Annotated in this window: 11 protein-coding genes; all 11 read left to right on the forward strand. The window is 33.8% G+C overall.

From position 1 onward, the window contains the following. Window positions 1–89: 89 nt before the first annotated feature. The 11 genes from M1J35_RS06870 to M1J35_RS06920 all read left to right on the forward strand — a co-directional run bounded on the left by M1J35_RS06870 (window position 90) and on the right by M1J35_RS06920 (window position 17,048). A complete protein-coding gene (locus tag M1J35_RS06870; RefSeq protein WP_254653160.1) occupies window positions 90–968 on the forward strand; it encodes a DUF4007 family protein in 879 nt (292 codons plus the stop codon). Continuing rightward, window positions 965–4,393, forward strand: coding sequence for a hypothetical protein (locus M1J35_RS06875; protein ID WP_254653161.1), 3,429 nt, complete (start codon window positions 965–967; stop codon window positions 4,391–4,393). The genes M1J35_RS06870 and M1J35_RS06875 overlap by 4 nt, the downstream gene beginning before the upstream one ends. A 12-nt stretch (window positions 4,394–4,405) precedes the next feature. After that, on the forward strand, window positions 4,406–5,206 hold the full coding sequence (locus M1J35_RS06880; protein WP_254653162.1) for a hypothetical protein: 801 nt from the start codon (window positions 4,406–4,408) through the stop codon (window positions 5,204–5,206). Between the two features lie 124 nt (window positions 5,207–5,330). Then, on the forward strand, window positions 5,331–7,484 hold the full coding sequence (locus tag M1J35_RS06885) for a DEAD/DEAH box helicase family protein (RefSeq protein WP_254653163.1): 2,154 nt from the start codon (window positions 5,331–5,333) through the stop codon (window positions 7,482–7,484). A 3-nt stretch (window positions 7,485–7,487) separates the two neighbouring features. Continuing rightward, window positions 7,488–7,643, forward strand: coding sequence for a hypothetical protein (locus tag M1J35_RS06890; RefSeq protein WP_254653164.1), 156 nt, complete (start codon window positions 7,488–7,490; stop codon window positions 7,641–7,643). Then, window positions 7,633–9,624 carry an AAA family ATPase gene (locus M1J35_RS06895; protein WP_254653165.1) on the forward strand — a complete coding sequence of 664 codons (1,992 nt, stop codon included), beginning with the start codon at window positions 7,633–7,635 and terminating at the stop codon, window positions 9,622–9,624. The genes M1J35_RS06890 and M1J35_RS06895 overlap by 11 nt, the downstream gene beginning before the upstream one ends. A 4-nt stretch (window positions 9,625–9,628) precedes the next feature. Beyond that, complete coding sequence (locus M1J35_RS06900) at window positions 9,629–10,135, forward strand: hypothetical protein (RefSeq protein ID WP_254653166.1); 507 nt, start codon at window positions 9,629–9,631, stop codon at window positions 10,133–10,135. Window positions 10,136–10,161: 26 nt separating this feature from the next. Further along, a complete protein-coding gene (locus tag M1J35_RS06905; protein ID WP_254653167.1) occupies window positions 10,162–10,407 on the forward strand; it encodes a hypothetical protein in 246 nt (81 codons plus the stop codon). A gap of 156 nt (window positions 10,408–10,563) precedes the next feature. Continuing rightward, a complete protein-coding gene (locus M1J35_RS06910; protein WP_254653168.1) occupies window positions 10,564–12,195 on the forward strand; it encodes a hypothetical protein in 1,632 nt (543 codons plus the stop codon). A 105-nt stretch (window positions 12,196–12,300) separates the two neighbouring features. Further along, on the forward strand, window positions 12,301–14,565 hold the full coding sequence (locus tag M1J35_RS06915) for an McrB family protein (protein WP_254653169.1): 2,265 nt from the start codon (window positions 12,301–12,303) through the stop codon (window positions 14,563–14,565). Between the two features lie 2 nt (window positions 14,566–14,567). Further along, complete coding sequence (locus M1J35_RS06920; protein ID WP_371928713.1) at window positions 14,568–17,048, forward strand: DUF2357 domain-containing protein; 2,481 nt, start codon at window positions 14,568–14,570, stop codon at window positions 17,046–17,048. The last annotated feature ends 62 nt before the right edge of the window (window positions 17,049–17,110 follow it).

The raw sequence follows: 17,110 nt of genomic DNA on the forward strand, positions 1-17,110 counted from the left end.
ATATCTAGGTGCATTATTATCGGCAAAAACGACTTCTGGAGACGTCTCTCCAGAAGTGTTACTATAGAATTTGGAAGGCTGATTTAATTATGGCATATGGACAACATCAGAGTTTCTATTTAAGAGATAGATGGCTAAATAAAGCAATTAAGCACTTGAAACAAGATGAAAGATTCTTCTATGATGACGAAGCTTTTGAAAAGATGGGACTAGGAAAGAACATGGTTAAATCTTTAAGGTTTTGGGTGGTAGCTACAGGAGTAGTGGAAGAGAAGTTTAATGAAGAAAGAAAGAAAATCCATCTTCTTACTCCGTTAGGACAAGTGTTATATAACTATGACAAGTTTATTCAATTTAACGATACTGCCTCAATCCTTCATTTTCATCTTGTACATCAAATGGAGCCTGCAACCACATGGTATTGGTTCTTTAACATTTTTTCTAATGGTGTAATAAGTAAAGAAGACTTACACGTCTCGCTAGTTGACTGGGTGAATACGAATGAAGATAAAAAGTTTTCGGAACGATCGTTAAAGCGGGATATTGATTGCATGATTAAACTTTACACTGCAGGACAAAGTGTAGTTGATCCTGAAGAAGTGATCCAAAGTCCAATAAATAAAACTGGTTTAATTAAAGAAAACAAAGGCATGATTATAAAGAAATCTCCTGCCATTGAAGAGATTGGTGAAAGTGCGTTGTATTATTCACTAATTAAATATGCTGAGCTACATGAAATTGATAATGTGAGTGTAGAAGAAATCAGTACAAATAAAGGATTGTGGGGTAAGGTGTTTAATTTAAGTCGTCCTTCAATTGTAAAAGCGTTGGAAGGACTAACGTATCACCCTAAGTATCCTCTGCAATTTACGAGAACAAACAACCTAGACACCGTGCGACTTCCAGATATTTCATCTCTAGAATTATTAGAGTTTGAATATAAACGAAAGGCTGAGACACTAGTATGAATAAGGTGAAAAGAAATTTTAAATCTAGTGTGAATATTAAATTTGACTTAGGTAAAAAAGAGTTTTTTAGAGACTACTTACCAACACCTTCACACGCTGAATCATTACAAAATATCTTAGAAGGCTTTAACAACGAAGAGAGTAAACGTGCGCATATAATTGTTGGACCTTATGGAACGGGGAAATCATTATTAGGGACGTTAATTGGGGGTATGGCATCGAAAAGTGTAAACGAATCTGCCATGAACCATTTAATTAAGAAATTCAATAATGTGGATGATAAAGTCTTTAACGAATTAACTAAAATTCAAGGCAACCAGAAACGTTATCTTCCAGTCATACTAAACGGAAACGAAGGAAGCTTTAGGCAGTCCATCATATCAGCAATTATGAGGACACTTGATGAAAACAACCTGGATATTGTTGTTCCAGGAGTAATCTCCAAAATTTTTAGTATGGTTGATACTTGGAAAGAGGATTTTCCTAAGACTTATCGATCATTTAAGAAATTATTGAAGGAATCAGGACGTGACCTTGAATTATGGAGGATTAAAATTCAAAGTTATGACCGGGAAGAAATACAGTGGTTTAAAGAAACCTTTCCTATATTGTCGTCTGGTGCTGAGTTTTCCATTGATTATAAAGAAGATTTTATTGAACAATTAAAATATGTTTTGGATGAATTGGATAAACAAAATATAGGGTTATTTATTGTTTATGATGAATTTGGACGTTTTTTACAAAGTATCAATACAACAATGATTCACGAGACAATGCAAGACCTTCAAGATCTAGCTGAACTTGCAGATAACCATGCAAAACATTTACACCTTTTGTTCATTACTCACAAGAATTTAAGACATTACTTTTTTAAATTTAGTGAAGAATACCAAAATGAATTTCAAAGAATTGAAAAGCGGTTTAAGTTGTATCACATGGATAGTGATCGCTCTACATTCATACGCATTACAGAATCTATACTTTCGGAGTCAGATAGAAATGAAATTTCTTCTGAAGAGGCAGCAACAACGAAAAGTGAGCTTAGAAAATATCCATTATTCTCAAACCTGAACCAAGTTGAGATTGAACGATTAGTCATTAAAGGAGCTTATCCTATTCATCCTGTTACGCTATTTGTTCTACCACACTTGTCTAACAAGTTTGCTCAAAACGAAAGAACGTTATTTACATTCCTTCAAAGCAACGATGCTGGAGGATTACAGCAACACATTGAAAAAAATAGTGATCGCTATTATTTTTCTAGTAAGTTATTTGATTTCTTTTTTCCTGAATTGGAATTTGAAGAGCATATAGAAGATAAAAATCTTCAAATATATATGAGGCTATCTGGAAGGATTCCCGATAATAGGACGGACTTAAACCACTTATTTAAATTTATAACTTTGTGGACGATGAGTAATCTTAACACTTCCCAGAAGTTGACGACGGAGTTTTTGTCATTTTCTTTTAATGATAATGTGAGAACAACTAAAGAGTTATTAAAAGAGTTAACAAGTTTAAAGGTGATTCGTTTTAATCGAATACTCGAACAATGGGAGCTTTTTGAAGGAAGTTCGATTGACTTAGAAATGGAAGTGCAGTCTAGGAGAGAAACCATTAACTTAACCTTAAATCAGAAAAAGTCTCTTCTTCAAAACACGATCAGCAAAAAATTCTTCTTGGCCAACGATTATAACGACAATAAGAGTATGACAAGATTTGCAACAGTTAATATTTGTCTAAGCTCAGAAATTATTGAAGGAACTTTCGATGCAGCCAAGGTTCGTGAAGAAATGAATGCTGATGCTGTTGTACATTACGTTATTTTAGAAAATATAAGAGACTACCAACGTGTTACTGAAATAATCAGTAATGAAGACCATGACGAACATTCGTACTTTACAATAGCCAACAAGAGCATTGAAGAAATAATAAATCAAGTGATGGACTATCATATCTTAACTGATTTAAAGTCAGATATAAGTTTTATAAAGAATGATAAAGATCTGTTGAAAGAATTATCTTTAAAGTTAGAGGATCTTTACCATTCCATTCAAAAATTTATGAGCACATACACTAGTTTTAGTTCTGAGTTGAACTGGATTCGTAAAGGGAAAAAACTACAAATTAAAAATGATATTGTGCTTGAAAAAGTGCTTTCTAACTTAATGTACACCCTTTATCCACATACACCAGAAGTTCGAAACGATTCTTTTGTAAGGAGAAAAATTAACTCTGTTCAAAAGAAAGCTGCTTATAATGTTGTTGATCATGTTCTTTCGGATTACCCTAGTTCAATACAAATTGAAGGTAACGGCCCAGACTACTTAATCTATGCAACCATTTTTAAGAACAACAAGCTAGACATAACCGATTTAGAAAACATAGAATCTACAGATTTACAAGAAATTAGAAGTAGGCTACTACAATTATTAGAGCAAAATACTGAAGGAAAGTTAAGTGATCTTTCGAGTGTTTTAGAAAATAAACCGTTTGGCATCAGAGCACCTTTAATTCCAATCCTCCTCGTGAGCTTAATACGCGACAAATGGGAGCAGATTATGTTCTATAGAAATGGAATGTATGTGCCTGGATTGACTGGAGAAAAACTTTATTCAATGTTAGAAGAAGCTGCTGAGTATACGTTTGTCTATTATGATTTTGATGAAAAGTATAAGCCTCTTTTTACAGAAATCAAGACTATCTTCGGAGAGTACGTATCTGAGAATGCAATGAACAGTTCAACCCCTGTCATGCTAAGCAGCGGTCTTCTTAATTGGTTAAGGAACTTACCTAGGTTTTCACAAATTTCAACAAATGTAGGAAAAGAGCTTGAGGAATTCAGAGATACTGTTAAAAGAAGTGAAATTGACCCTAGATCTACTTTAGAAAAGCTGTATCAATTGTACCAAAATGATCTTAATCTTCTTCTTAAACATAAAGGGGAATTAGAGCTTTTCTTGGCAGAATATAAAACTGAATTAGAAACTAGGGTACTGTCCTTGTTGAATGTAAATAACTTTGCTGAAATGTATGAATGGGCAGAGACTAAAGACGCGATAGTTAAAAAGAATAACTCTTTGGTAAACGGAATTATGAAATCAGAAGAAGATAACTGGATAGAAGGATTGATCCTCAACGTTGTTGGAGTTCCTTTAAACGAATGGTCGGATACTACGGATCAGATGTTTGAACAATTACTTCTTAAAGACTATAATTCTACTAATGAAACCTTACCAGAAGGAGACTATTTAACCATTAGTTTAAATGGAGACGACAAATCTATTACTAAAGTAGATCTCTCTACAAAAACTCAGACAATCTACAAGAACGTTCATCGTATGATCAAAAATGCTGGAAGAAACGTTCCGAAAGAAGAAGTTGAGTACATGATCTACAACCTAGTAAAAGAGTTTGTAAAATAGAGGAGAGATACAATGGAAAGAAAGCCAGTCCATGTAGCCATGTTCAGTGGGGGAGCAGCTAGTTCATATGTTGCATACAAAATGGTTCAAGCTCATGGGAAAGAAAATAGTATATTATTCTTTACCAATACATTATGGGAAGACGATGATAATTACCGCTTCATGGATGAAGTTGCTGACTATATCGGAATAGAAATTACCGAAAGAATCGATGGTAGAACACCAGAAGAAGTATTCTATGATTACCGATTCCTAGGGAACTCACGATTAGCTAAATGTTCTGAAGAGTTAAAGGTATATCAAACGATTGTATTCCTAGAGGAACTCCGGGACAAGCATAACCTTGAACCTATCTTATATTTTGGGATTGGACCTCACGAGTCCCATCGTGCGGACAATCTAAGAGAATTTTACAAGCACTACCCATTAGAGCCAATTGAAACTAGATTCCCTATGATTGAGACGTTTAGAGAAGATATTGATGCAAAATCAATTATTCAAAATGAATGGGGTATTAAACTGCCAAGAATGTATGAAATGGGATTCTCTCATGCAAACTGTGGCGGCCGGTGCGTACGTGGTGGATTTGGTCACTACGCTTTACTTTATAAAATGTGGCCAGATCGTTATCAAGAGCAAGAAGAGATGGAAGAAAACTTCCGAGAGCATTTTGAGAAGGATGTATCTATTCTTAAGAAGAACGGTGGCCCATACACCTTAAAAGAATATCGAGAGCAAATGGATCGCGAAGGCGTAGACAACTTTATAAATATTAAAGATGAAACTGTGCCTTGCGTTTGTTCGTTTTCATAATAAGAAATACCCACTGGATTACTAAAATCTGGTGGGTATTTTTTGTCAACAATTGTATTATGTTTGTAATATTATTGTTATAATATTACTGAATAATACTATTCTACTAAATTTGAGATGATAAATGATGAATTTTACACAATTAAATATTAAGACTGATTACCGTTCTTCTAATGATGATGTTGTTAAATCATTTTATAACCCTGTTTTGAGTAACTCTATATTATACAAAAGAGCTGTAGGCTTTTTTTCTTCTTCTTCATTGATCGAATTGTCGCTGGGCATTGAGGGGTTAATTAAAAATAATGGACGAATTCAATTAATATCTTCTCCAAGACTAGACGAGAAAGATCTTGAAGCAATATCAAAAGGTTACTTAGATAGAGATAAAGCAATCGAGAATTCACTTCTTAGAAGTCTCTATGCACCTCATAATGAGTTTGAGGAGGAGAGATTAAACTTTATCTCTAACCTCATATGTCAAGGTTACTTAGATATAAAGATTGCTTTTTTAGAAACCAAAAATAAACTAGGGATGTACCATGAGAAGATCGGCATTATGTATGATAAAAATGAGAATAAATTAGCATTTAATGGATCTCTAAATGAGACTCAAAATGCATTTTCATCCAACTTTGAATCAATTGATGTGTTTTTTTCATGGGTAAATGGTGACGACAAAAGAGTTGAAACTAAAGAGAAAGATTTTGATGAGTTATGGGATGATAATACTTCTGGTGTTAAAGTTATAAAATTCCCTAAAGCAGTGGAAGAAAAAATGCTGAGTTATAAAAAAGACGATTTAGTCTTTGAAAATAAAGAAAATTATATTGTTAAAAAGAAAATAGATTCATACCCTGCCGTTCCAGAAGGAATGACTTTATATGATTACCAGTTAGAAGCCATTAACAACTGGAGATCCAATAATTTTAAAGGAATATTTAACATGGCCACTGGTACGGGGAAAACAATAACTGGTTTATCAGCTATAGTTGAACTGTCGAAGTACGTTCACCATGACTTATTTATTATAATTGTTTGCCCATATCAACATTTGGTCGAGCAGTGGGTAGAGGATATAATTAAATTTAATGTAAATCCAATAATTGGGTATTCAAGTTCTGCTCAAAAAGATTGGAAAAGAAGACTTAAAAGAGAAGTCACTGAATTTGACATGAATTTAAATATCCAGTTTAAGAAAAGTTGTTTATTTATCACTACTAATGCTACTTATTCCTCTAGTTATGTACAAGAACAAATAAATAGATTAAGTGGCAACGTTCTTATAGTTGTAGATGAAGCTCATAATTTTGGAGCCCTAAATATGAGAAATTATCAATTAGATAATGTCCCTTATCGACTTGCTTTATCTGCAACCATTGATAGACATGGCGACCCGGAGGGAACTAAGTCATTAAGAGAATATTTCGGATCTGAATGTATTAACTATTCGTTAGAGGTTGCTATTCGAGAAGGCAAGTTGACACCTTATTATTATTATCCTATAGCTACTTATTTGTCAGCATCGGAATTACAACAATATAGGGAGTTATCTAAAGAATTAGCAAAATGCTATATGTTTAATGAGGACGGAATACAAAAACTGAGCGAAAAAGGAAAGAAGATTGCTATTAAACGGGCGAGACATGTAGCTGGAGCGGTGGATAAATTAGGTAAGTTAAAGGAAGAAATCTTAAAAAATCCTAAACAATTTGATAAGCACACATTAGTATACTGTGGAGCTACTACAATAAACGATCCAGATTATTTAGACGGAGTTATAAATTTAGAAGAAACGAAACAGATAACTCACGTCTTAGATATATTAGGTAATGAATTAAATCTAAAAGTTGCAAAGTTTACTTCAGAAGAAAATCGAGAAGAGAGAATTAAACTAAAGCAAGAATTTTCAAAAGGAAATAATATTCAAGCACTTGTAGCAATAAAGTGTTTAGACGAAGGTGTAAATATTCCAGAAATTAAAAATGCGTTTATTCTAGCAAGTAGTACTAATCCTAAAGAGTATATTCAAAGGCGAGGAAGAGTATTGAGACTTGCTGAAGGTAAGGAATACTCTATAATTTATGATTTTGTTACTCTTCCTAGAGACCTAAAGACAATTAAAAACTTTAACGAACATGAAATTGCTGCTGACCTTTCATTAGTGAAAAAGGAGATAGAAAGAATTAAAGACTTCTCATCTTTAGCTATAAATGAGACAGAAGGGCTAAAACTTATAGACAAATTAAAGGAAGCATATAGTATTAAAGAGGTGTAATCATTGAATAATTTAGATGATGGAAAAGTCAAAAATATTATGCGTAGGATTGTGGAACTAGAAAAAGATAATTTGAGAACTAAGAAATATAGAAAAGAAGAAATGTTAAAGAAAATTCAAAAAATTATTGAAGAGGAGGTCAAAAAAAATGTTTATTAAGAATATCACACTTGAAAATTTCAGACAATATAAAAATAAACATACAATAGATTTTGGAACCTCTCAAGATAAGAATGTGACAGTAATACTTGGTGAGAATACTAGTGGGAAAACGACTCTTCTTCAAGCATTCAATTGGGTTTTATATGGAAAAGCGAATTTTAAAACAAAAGATTTTTTATTAAATCTTGAGCTCGCTCAGGATTTAAAACTCTATGAGTCAAAATATGTAAAGGTAAAACTTGTACTTATACATAATTCTACTGAATATACGATAGAGAGAAGTCAAGAGTATAAAAAGACATCTGTAGATGTTATCGCAATGCAGGCAGAGCAGTCAATAACTTATAAAGATAAAGACGGCCAAACAAAATTCATAGATTCTCATGACCTAGAAGATACAGTAAATAAAATCATACCAGAAGAATTGACATCTTATTTCTTTTTTGATGGAGAGAGAATAGAGAATTTAGGGAGAAATGAGAAAAAAGGTAAAGAGGATCTAGCACGTGCGGTAAAAACAGTATTAGGGCTTGAAGCCTTAAACAATGCTGTTGAACATTTAAGTGCTGGGCATAAACACTCAGTTATAGGACGTTTTAGAGAAAGTCTAGACTTAAGTGGGAATGCAGAATTGAACACAGCTCAAAAAAATAAGAGTGATCTTTTAGACCAGAAAAAATCAATTGAAGAACAAATAACTTCAAATTTAACTTCAGTAGAATATTTTCAAAACCAGGTTGAAAAGAATGAAAAGATATTAAAGGAAAATCAAGAAATCAAAGAGATACAACTAAGAAGAAAACATAATGAAGAATCAATTACAACAACGAGAAAGTTGAACAATGAAATTTTTAAAGGCATAAAAAAGGAATTCAATGAGAAATTTATGTATTTTGGTACCAAATTGATCTCAAAATCACAAGAAATATTAGAAAAGCAAAAAATGCATGATAAAGGAATACCTGAGATGCATGGTGACTCTATAGAATTCTTAATAAAAAGAGGTAAATGTGTATGTGGTACAGTTATAAATTCTAATGAAGATGCAATCAATCATTTAAAACTAGAACAATCTTACTTACCGCCTCAATCTTTAGGTACATTAATCAATAATTTTAGAAACGATGCTTCTCTTCATCTTTCTCCTTCTAACAACCTAAAGGAGAGTTTTATCACTCAGTATAAGAAATTCAGAGAAAATGAAAATGAAATTTCATTATTACATGAGAAAAACGATGAAATTAGTGATGATATATCTTCTTTCCAAGATATTGGCGAAGTTGAAAAAGAAAACAAATTATTCAAAGAAAAAATTAATGAATACAACAAACAGAGAGAATCATTAAAGGAACGATTGGGCAGCATTGATCAACAAATCAATGATATTGTCAAAAAAATTACGGAGTTTAGTTCAGCAGATGAAAAGAATAAACACATAAGTGAATATATTAAATATGCTCAAGTCGTCAATGATATTCTAAAATCTTCCTATGACAAGAATGAAAAAGAGTTTCGTGGTAAACTAGAAGAAAAAGTAAATGAAATTTTTAAAAAAATGTACCATGGTTCAAGATCAATCAAAATCAATGAAAAATATGTCTATCAATTAGATACGCCAAATATTAATCAAGGGTTCTCTAATAAAGCTGATGAATCAAAAGGACTTGAAATAGTTACTAGTTTTTCGTTCATATGTGGAATAGTCAAGTTAGCAAGAGAGAATATAAATCGTATTGACAACAGTTTAGAACTTACTTCAGAACCTTATCCCCTTGTAATGGATGGACCATTCTCTAATGCCGATGAAAAGCATATAGAAAATATCGCTAAGATAATGCCTGAAGTAGCTGAACAAATTTTAATATTTGTTATGCATAAGGATTGGAATCATGCAGAGAAAGTGCTGAAGAATAGAATAGCTAAAACATATGAATTGAAAAAGCAATCAGAGACTAGTACCGTTCTCAAGGAGTGTTAATTAGATGTTTGATAAAGAATTTATATTCAAAGGTAAGCATGCAGAACTTGTAAATGAGTTAACCGATAAAGAATACGGTATTTTCAATAGAAACCTTGATGTTTTGTTTATTGCCCCTCTTATAGGACTTCACTATAACCAGTTAGGTGCTGAAGAAAGTACTGGAAAAACTACAAAAATATTTGTAGAAACTTTAATAAAAGAACAAAGAAGACTAAAGTTTCTCTACAGGTTAGTTATGTTGTTAAATTCTCAAAAACCAGATGTAGATGAAAGAATAAAGATGGCCTTTAAAGAAGGCAGTAAAGAAACAGTAGAAGAGAACAATAAAATTTTTACAAGTTACGTTCTTGGTGGTGTTGAAAAGCTGCATGAAAAGCTTCTTGCAGATATGACTGCCTCAAATTATGAGGAAGATCTGTTGGAGAATATGTATCAGTTAATAAATGAGTTTGATTATGATCTAAGAGATACAGACGATTTAGATATCGTTGATTTTGCTCTTAAGTAGATAATAAAGAAGGAATGAGTTTAACAATGGCAGAGCCTATTGCAAAAAAACAATCCAAGTGGCCAGAACAAATACCAGTTCATATTAAGAAAAAATTAGATGAAGAAGGAAAGGATTACTCACTAAATGATGTCATTGATGTTTGTGAGGAAATAATCTCTTTGTATGATGATGGTATTAATACAACAAATACTTGGGAAGGAGAAAAAGTTCCTGAGTTAATGATGAGTACGGTAACATTTAGAAATAAATATAAGAGGTATATAAAATAATTTATTACTTTATGAGCTGGCGTTTGCCAGCTCATTTATTTTAGATTCGATCTATCTTCCGGAATAGACTATTACTTAGACCTATCAAAATTTTCCTGAAAAATCCGATAAAAAAGATATATTAGAAAATTAAGTTTTAAAGGGAGTAAGTATTAAATGGAAACTTCTAATACTAAAGATAGAATTTTAGCTCTAATTGAAAGTCAGTTAAGTGAGATAATTGAGGATTATGAAACCCAAATTCGAGAATTCAAGAATGTGAATACGTCACTTAATCAACAAATATTGTCATTAAGAGAAGAAGTTAGATCCATTTCAATAGAAAATAATGAACTGAAACTCTTAATTACTAATAGAGAAAAAGTGGAACAAATGGAACCTATACCTCAAGTGAATAAAAATATTAATAAACCCTCTAGTATTGAAAAAAAGAGCAATTTTCTACAAAGTGAAGATACCCTTGTAGGACTTAGTGCCTTTAATACTAATCTTAATAAGGAAGAACTTGAACTACTGACTAAATATCTAATTGGTTTGTTTGAATTTCGGACGAATGATGTCCAGGACCTAGATACAATATACAAGACTGTTTTATCAATTATAAAAAGGTATAGTCATTTAAAAGAAATTAAGAACTTTCTCCGTACAAATGTAAAACGTATTACCGATCAAATATTGGACACGAATAATCCAAATTTTATAAGTGAACTCGCTAGTGTTTTTTTTCACTTTAACATGAATGATTTACTCTTGAGTTATTTTGAGAGAGTGATAAAAAAATGGGAATATATTGATTCAAATATAGAGCTGAACGACTTCTATAGATTATTATGGTTTGCCTTTTACCTAAATAAAGATAGAAGGTTGCTAAAAAAGGTAGAAGCTTCTTCAGCTTATTTAACACAGCCTAAAACGGATATTATTCTTTATAACTTATTCAAAAATATTTTAAATGGTACTAACGTTTCTTCTTCAGAATTAAAAAAAGTAGAGTCTTATCAAAAACAGGTAATATCTCTAGATTCTTTTGAAAAAGAGAAACTGTTTAATTCCTTAAATAAAAGAATTAAAAAACTTGAAAAAGAAACAATACATATTTCCCCTAATCAAAACCAAAGAGATAAAATTAACACTAACCGAGCTACTAGGAAGATTATGTATGTAACAAAAATAAGTGGTAATGAATATATAATTCCAACAACCAACAAGGAGTTAACCGAAGAATGGATTCAATTAAAAGTCTTTAAAGATACATTTTCACGAAAAGAAGATGGCTATGTTTTAGTAAAAGCACTATCTGTAAGTAAAGAAGGGAAAGTATATGTCACTAATAATCTTTACAAAGATATACGTAAAAAGGTAGGAAATAAGTGGTTAGATGTACGAGAGTACAATGGAGAAAACAAAATTGAAAAACGGTCTGGCAAAGAAGTGTTGAAACACAAAGTCTTTTCTTGGCCTAGTACTGAACTTTCAGATAACAAAAGCAGTATATCAATGGACGATAAAAGTTTGTTAAATGAAGAGAGCGATTTAAAAAAATTAGGTTACCAAATCACAGGGAAATCCAGAGAGAATAGATGGAGAATTCTTGAAATTGCTGTTAAACAAATTGGGTTACGTAAAGTAGCATATACAATAGCACAACATGTAAAGTTAAGAAAAGGGCAAAAAAATGGAACGAAAAAGTTTAGCTATGCCATCGGTGAATGGGAATATGATTTGGCGAAATTAAAATCACGATACTATAAAAGTAACTTTACTTGGCCGACTACTAATATAAAATAGAATAATTAAATTTTATCAAATACCCACTAGAATTGGTAAGTCTCGTGGGTGTTTTAATTTAGGATATAATGGTATTAGTTAATATTAAGAAATAGGGGTAATAAAATGCAAAACAAAATGTTTGAACAATTTTTTGATAGCTTTTTTTCAAAAAATAACATTGTAAATATCGCCACCTTTACTCAATTCAAAGTGGATGTAAAAACAGATGGTTTTCTATTACATATTAATCAAAATAAAACAAGTGATGTCTTTATTAAGAAAAATGTATTCTTAAAATATTTTGAGCATTTAATTCAAAATAGGAATATATCTTTTAATAACAAAGATGAAAAATCAATAGAGGCCTTAGTATTTTATATGTTAAAGTTACTTCCATTTGTTGAAGCTAAAAATAATAATACTATTGAAATTAGATCTTATAGGACATCGGATCTTCCAGGACATTTTAATGATTCAATGAACTTTCTAACCGATCAAATTGTGCATAATAGGGAATTAATCTTAAAGTCACCTTTTTTTAGGTTAATATACAACCTTTTAGATCACATGGGAAGGTTATTGCCACAGATTAAGAGGAATATTTTGTTGGAAATTATGTATTTAACAATTAAAAGTTCTACAACAGATACTCCAATAACCGAGTCGGTTGCAACTAGAAGATTAGGAGATACTTTATCTTGGTTACAAGGATTTAAACTTATTGATAACAATTTAAATGTTGTTTCTAGGTTTGCAGATCTTAATAGTTCTAAGAGTGTTAACTTCTGGTGGGTAAACCAAGGACAAAGCGCCAAACTTCAGATTGAAGGAGGCTTCCTATGGTCACCGAAAACAGATAAAAAAGGTACGCCCCTTGCCCACCATAATGATGTCATGCTAGCGCAACCTGGTGATATTGTATTTGCTTATTCAGATGTTGCGATTCGTTCTATTTGTATAGTAGAAAGAGCTTCAGAAGATAAGCCAAAGCCTTCTTCATTTTCTAGCCATAGTAATTGGGAAGAGCAAGGTAATTACTTGAAGGTTCTGTTCAATACCTTAGATCAAGTTATAAATAAGGCAGAAATTCCTGAGCAATGGAGAAAGGATGAAGATGGTCCGTTTGATCGCAAAGGAAATGTAAAGCAGGGGTATTTTTACAAAGTATCAAATTCTTTTAGTACTAAATTGTTAAATAAATTTAAAGATAGATTGCCTCAAGAAATCGTTAATCATCTTCAGGTAACAGATGATATTAATGATGAAAATATAAGGATTGAAATTATGACTTTTTCTAGTGACCAGCAAGGGATTGATCATATTCACTCCTACATCTCAAACAAAGGTTTTTACTATGAACGAAAAGAAATCATCAACCTATATTTATCTCTTAAAACAAAACCATTCGTCATCCTCTCAGGCATCTCTGGGACAGGGAAAACAAAAATCGTCCAACTCTTTGCCGAAAGTCTCGGTGCAACCACAGATAACGGCCAGTTTGCCCTAATCCCCGTTCGACCTGACTGGAGTGACGGATCCGATCTAATTGGATATCGGGATATTAAAGGAGAGTTCCAGGCAGGACCGTTAACAAAAGTATTAATGGAAGCGAATCTGCCTGAAAACCGAGACAAGCCTTATTTCTTGCTGCTAGATGAGATGAATCTAGCGCGAGTAGAATACTATTTTAGTGACTTGTTGAGTGTGATGGAAAGTCGTAATCGTCAGAATGGAGAAATGGTTTCTGCTCCTATAGTGGAGGAAGAGGAAGTAGGTAAACTTCTTTTACGAGATAACTTCTATATTATTGGGACAGTGAACATGGACGAGACGACTCATCCGTTCAGTCCAAAGGTTTTAGATCGTGCGAATACGATTGAATATAATGACGTCGTGTTAGATCACTTTGGGTTTTTAACAAAGGATTCTATTGCTGAACCAGTAGCTATTGACAATCAACAAATGGCTGGGAGGTTTCTAAATCTGAAGGATGCTTTTTTTGATTATGAGGATCTTGTGAGAAAGGTCACTGGGCTGCTTGTTGAAGTAAATACAATATTGGAACCGATCAAGGCTCATTTCGGCTACCGAGTACGTGATGAAGTCTGCTTTTATATGATTTATAACGATGAAGGACAACTGATGAAGTTTGATGACGCTTTTGATTATCAGCTAGTTCAAAAGATTCTTCCAAGATTAACAGGCAACGACCTGAAAACGGAGGACACATTGAAGAAACTATTCTTGTTCTGTACAAGTCATGAGTGGGATGAGATGAATGCTGCCTCGATTGTGAAGGAAGCTCGATTTTCAAAATCAGCCAAAAAACTGTCTAATATGATTCCGAAAATCATGCATGATGGCTTCACTTCCTTCTGGGGTAGTTAAGGATGAATGGATCGGAAACGAAAGAGCTGCTGTTTATTGAGACTGATGATTTTTCCCTTTATATCAAGGGAATGCCGTATAATGCGAGGTTTGAGAGTTTATCACAGTATCGGAAGCATTCTGCTCTTGAAAAAGAAGTTATGGCGTTTACCTATAGCGGTGAGAGCGTTCGATCGGTTGAACTGTATGATGTGGAAAGGGATTCTCTTGAAGAAGCACGGGGGCTGTCTTTCTCACCTATTTTCTTTGAAAATGGAGTCTATCAGATTGTGATATCACCAAAGACGGATAAAACATTGACTTTTTATCATGAGCATCCAGTTTTGAGGAATGCGGTTGAACCAGTAGGTAGAGGAAATCATCCGATCCTTATGGGGAATTTGCAGTTTATGAATGAAGTGGGATATACGAGCTTTTCGATTAAGCACCATGAGAAGACTTTGCTTGAAGTGAAGCTTGAGATTTTTCCAACAAAATTAAGTTATAAGGATGATTATCGGAAGCTTCTAGAGGAAGTAAATGATGAAGTGTATAATCTTGCTTTTCATTTTATTAAGAAGACGTTTCTAGGGGCTTCGAATCATTTATCGGAGAATCCTTCTTTGTCGGAGTTTTATCGATTGATAGAGTTCTATTTTCAGAGCTTTACCAAGTCGATTCAACGGATTGAGGAACAGCCTCATCACCAGCTGTTGACAGAGCATCAGATGGTGAGAGGGGAACGAATTAAGAGGTTGGATAGCAAGGGACGTAAGCATTTACGAAGCAATCCTCAGTTGTTTATGGAAGCTGACAATGGATTTGTGCTGCACGATAAACCTGTTTTTCCTGTTAAGGGGTTAAATGCTCGAAAAACCATTACTTATGATACGTTAGAAAATCGATTCGTGAAATGGATGATGGAGCGGCTAACTCATAAACTAGCGGATCTTGCAGTTAAGGTAAGTAGTCAATCAGGTAGGTATGAGCGGAAGGTAGATGAAGAGTTGCTGCTCAAGGTAAAAGGGATGCAAGGCACCCTGAAGGCTTATTTGAATAAACCCTTTTGGAAAGGTATTAGCAGTGTGGATCGAACGGTCACAAGCATGGTGATCCAGAGGAAGATTGGTTACCGGGATGCATATAAAATCTATCTAATTGTGACCAGAGGGTTGATGCTTGAGGGTGAGCTTTTCAAAATGTCGGTGAAGGATGTAGCGACGCTTTATGAGTATTGGACGTACCTGAAGATGGGGCAGATATTACGAGCGAAGTATGTGCCAGAATATCAGGATGTGGTGGCAATTCGTCATGGCGCATTATTTGTTGATTTGGACCAGACATCTAATGCAAAGCAGGTGTTTACGCACCCTCAGACTGGAGAGCGAATTGTCCTTTCTTTTCAAAAGAGAGAAGGGAAGGTACCAACTGTTACACAAAAGCCGGATATCATGCTCGAGGTGGAGAAGAAGTATTCACATAATCGCTATCATTATGTGTTTGATGCAAAGTATCGGATTGATTTCGGTTTCGGAACTGATCAAGCTGAAAAGGTTGGTCCATTAGAAGAAGATATTAATACGATGCATCGCTATCGAGATGCATTAGTAAAGAAGCATCATGAGAGGGATAGCTATGAGCGGTATTCGTTTGGTGCGTATGTGTTGTTTCCTTGGAATGAAGAGCAGGCTTATTTAGAGCATCCTTTTTATAAGAGCATTGATGAGGTGAACATTGGTGGACTGCCATTTTTGCCGAATTCGACTGTGCTGGTAGAAACATTAGTGGAACGATTGGTGGAGAGTAATCCTGAGGATCTGCAGGAGGAAGGTGTGCTGCCTACTGGTGCTTGGAAGCATTGGGAGTCTTCTTTGGATGAGAAGGTGCTTGTTGGAACGGTGAGTGATAGGTCGGATTATCAGGAGTATAAGAGGGGCAAGTATTTTGAGCTGGACTCATCTTCTTTGAAGAGGGGATGGCAGGAGAGTTTGTATGTTGCCTTGTATGTGACAGGTGAAGTGAGTAGTGAGGCGGGTCCTGTGAATGGGATTCAGTATTATGGAAGAGTTGAGGATATAAAGGTTTATGACGGTAAGGTGAGGTTTGTAGTGGAGAGTTGGCAAGCCTTGAAGCAGGTGATTCGACCTGTTGGGTATGGGATCCAGTCGCATATGATGACGACGATGTCATTGCTGGAGCAGTCTGAGGAGCTTCCGGAGTTGTTTATGAAGTCTGGGGAGGAGATTAAGCTTTGGCGGATTCTGCGTCGGCTTAATAGTAGAGTGGGAACAAGCTTAGATGATAGGACTTTGGATCTTGCCAAGAAGGTGCAAGCTTATCAAATTGGTCATGTTGAGGTGTTATTAAATCCTACAAATCAACAGATAGAAATATTACATGATTATGAGATCGTAAAAACTATTCCGTTAGAATCCTTACAGAAACAGCCAGCTCAGGTGTTAAAACTAGTTAAAGATTCGGTGTTTGAAGCCCATAGAAAGTAAAAGCCTTTCCGTTAGGAAGGGCTTTTATTGAGTGTTCGATCTAATAAGACGTTACTTTCCCT

The organism is Rossellomorea sp. KS-H15a (assembly GCF_024195245.1).
Taxonomy (GTDB): Bacteria; Bacillota; Bacilli; order Bacillales; family Bacillaceae_B; genus Rossellomorea; species Rossellomorea vietnamensis.

Excerpts from the sequence above, each read along its gene's own strand:
- M1J35_RS06870 (WP_254653160.1), top strand. The coding sequence starts at position 90 with ATGGCATATGGACAACATCAGAGTTTCTATTTAAGAGATAGATGGCTA.
- M1J35_RS06875 (WP_254653161.1), top strand. The coding sequence starts at position 965 with ATGAATAAGGTGAAAAGAAATTTTAAATCTAGTGTGAATATTAAATTT.
- M1J35_RS06880 (WP_254653162.1), top strand. The coding sequence starts at position 4,406 with ATGGAAAGAAAGCCAGTCCATGTAGCCATGTTCAGTGGGGGAGCAGCT.
- M1J35_RS06885 (WP_254653163.1), top strand. The coding sequence starts at position 5,331 with ATGATGAATTTTACACAATTAAATATTAAGACTGATTACCGTTCTTCT.
- M1J35_RS06895 (WP_254653165.1), top strand. The coding sequence starts at position 7,633 with ATGTTTATTAAGAATATCACACTTGAAAATTTCAGACAATATAAAAAT.
- M1J35_RS06900 (WP_254653166.1), top strand. The coding sequence starts at position 9,629 with ATGTTTGATAAAGAATTTATATTCAAAGGTAAGCATGCAGAACTTGTA.
- M1J35_RS06905 (WP_254653167.1), top strand. The coding sequence starts at position 10,162 with ATGGCAGAGCCTATTGCAAAAAAACAATCCAAGTGGCCAGAACAAATA.
- M1J35_RS06910 (WP_254653168.1), top strand. The coding sequence starts at position 10,564 with ATGGAAACTTCTAATACTAAAGATAGAATTTTAGCTCTAATTGAAAGT.
- M1J35_RS06915 (WP_254653169.1), top strand. The coding sequence starts at position 12,301 with ATGCAAAACAAAATGTTTGAACAATTTTTTGATAGCTTTTTTTCAAAA.
- M1J35_RS06920 (WP_371928713.1), top strand. The coding sequence starts at position 14,568 with ATGAATGGATCGGAAACGAAAGAGCTGCTGTTTATTGAGACTGATGAT.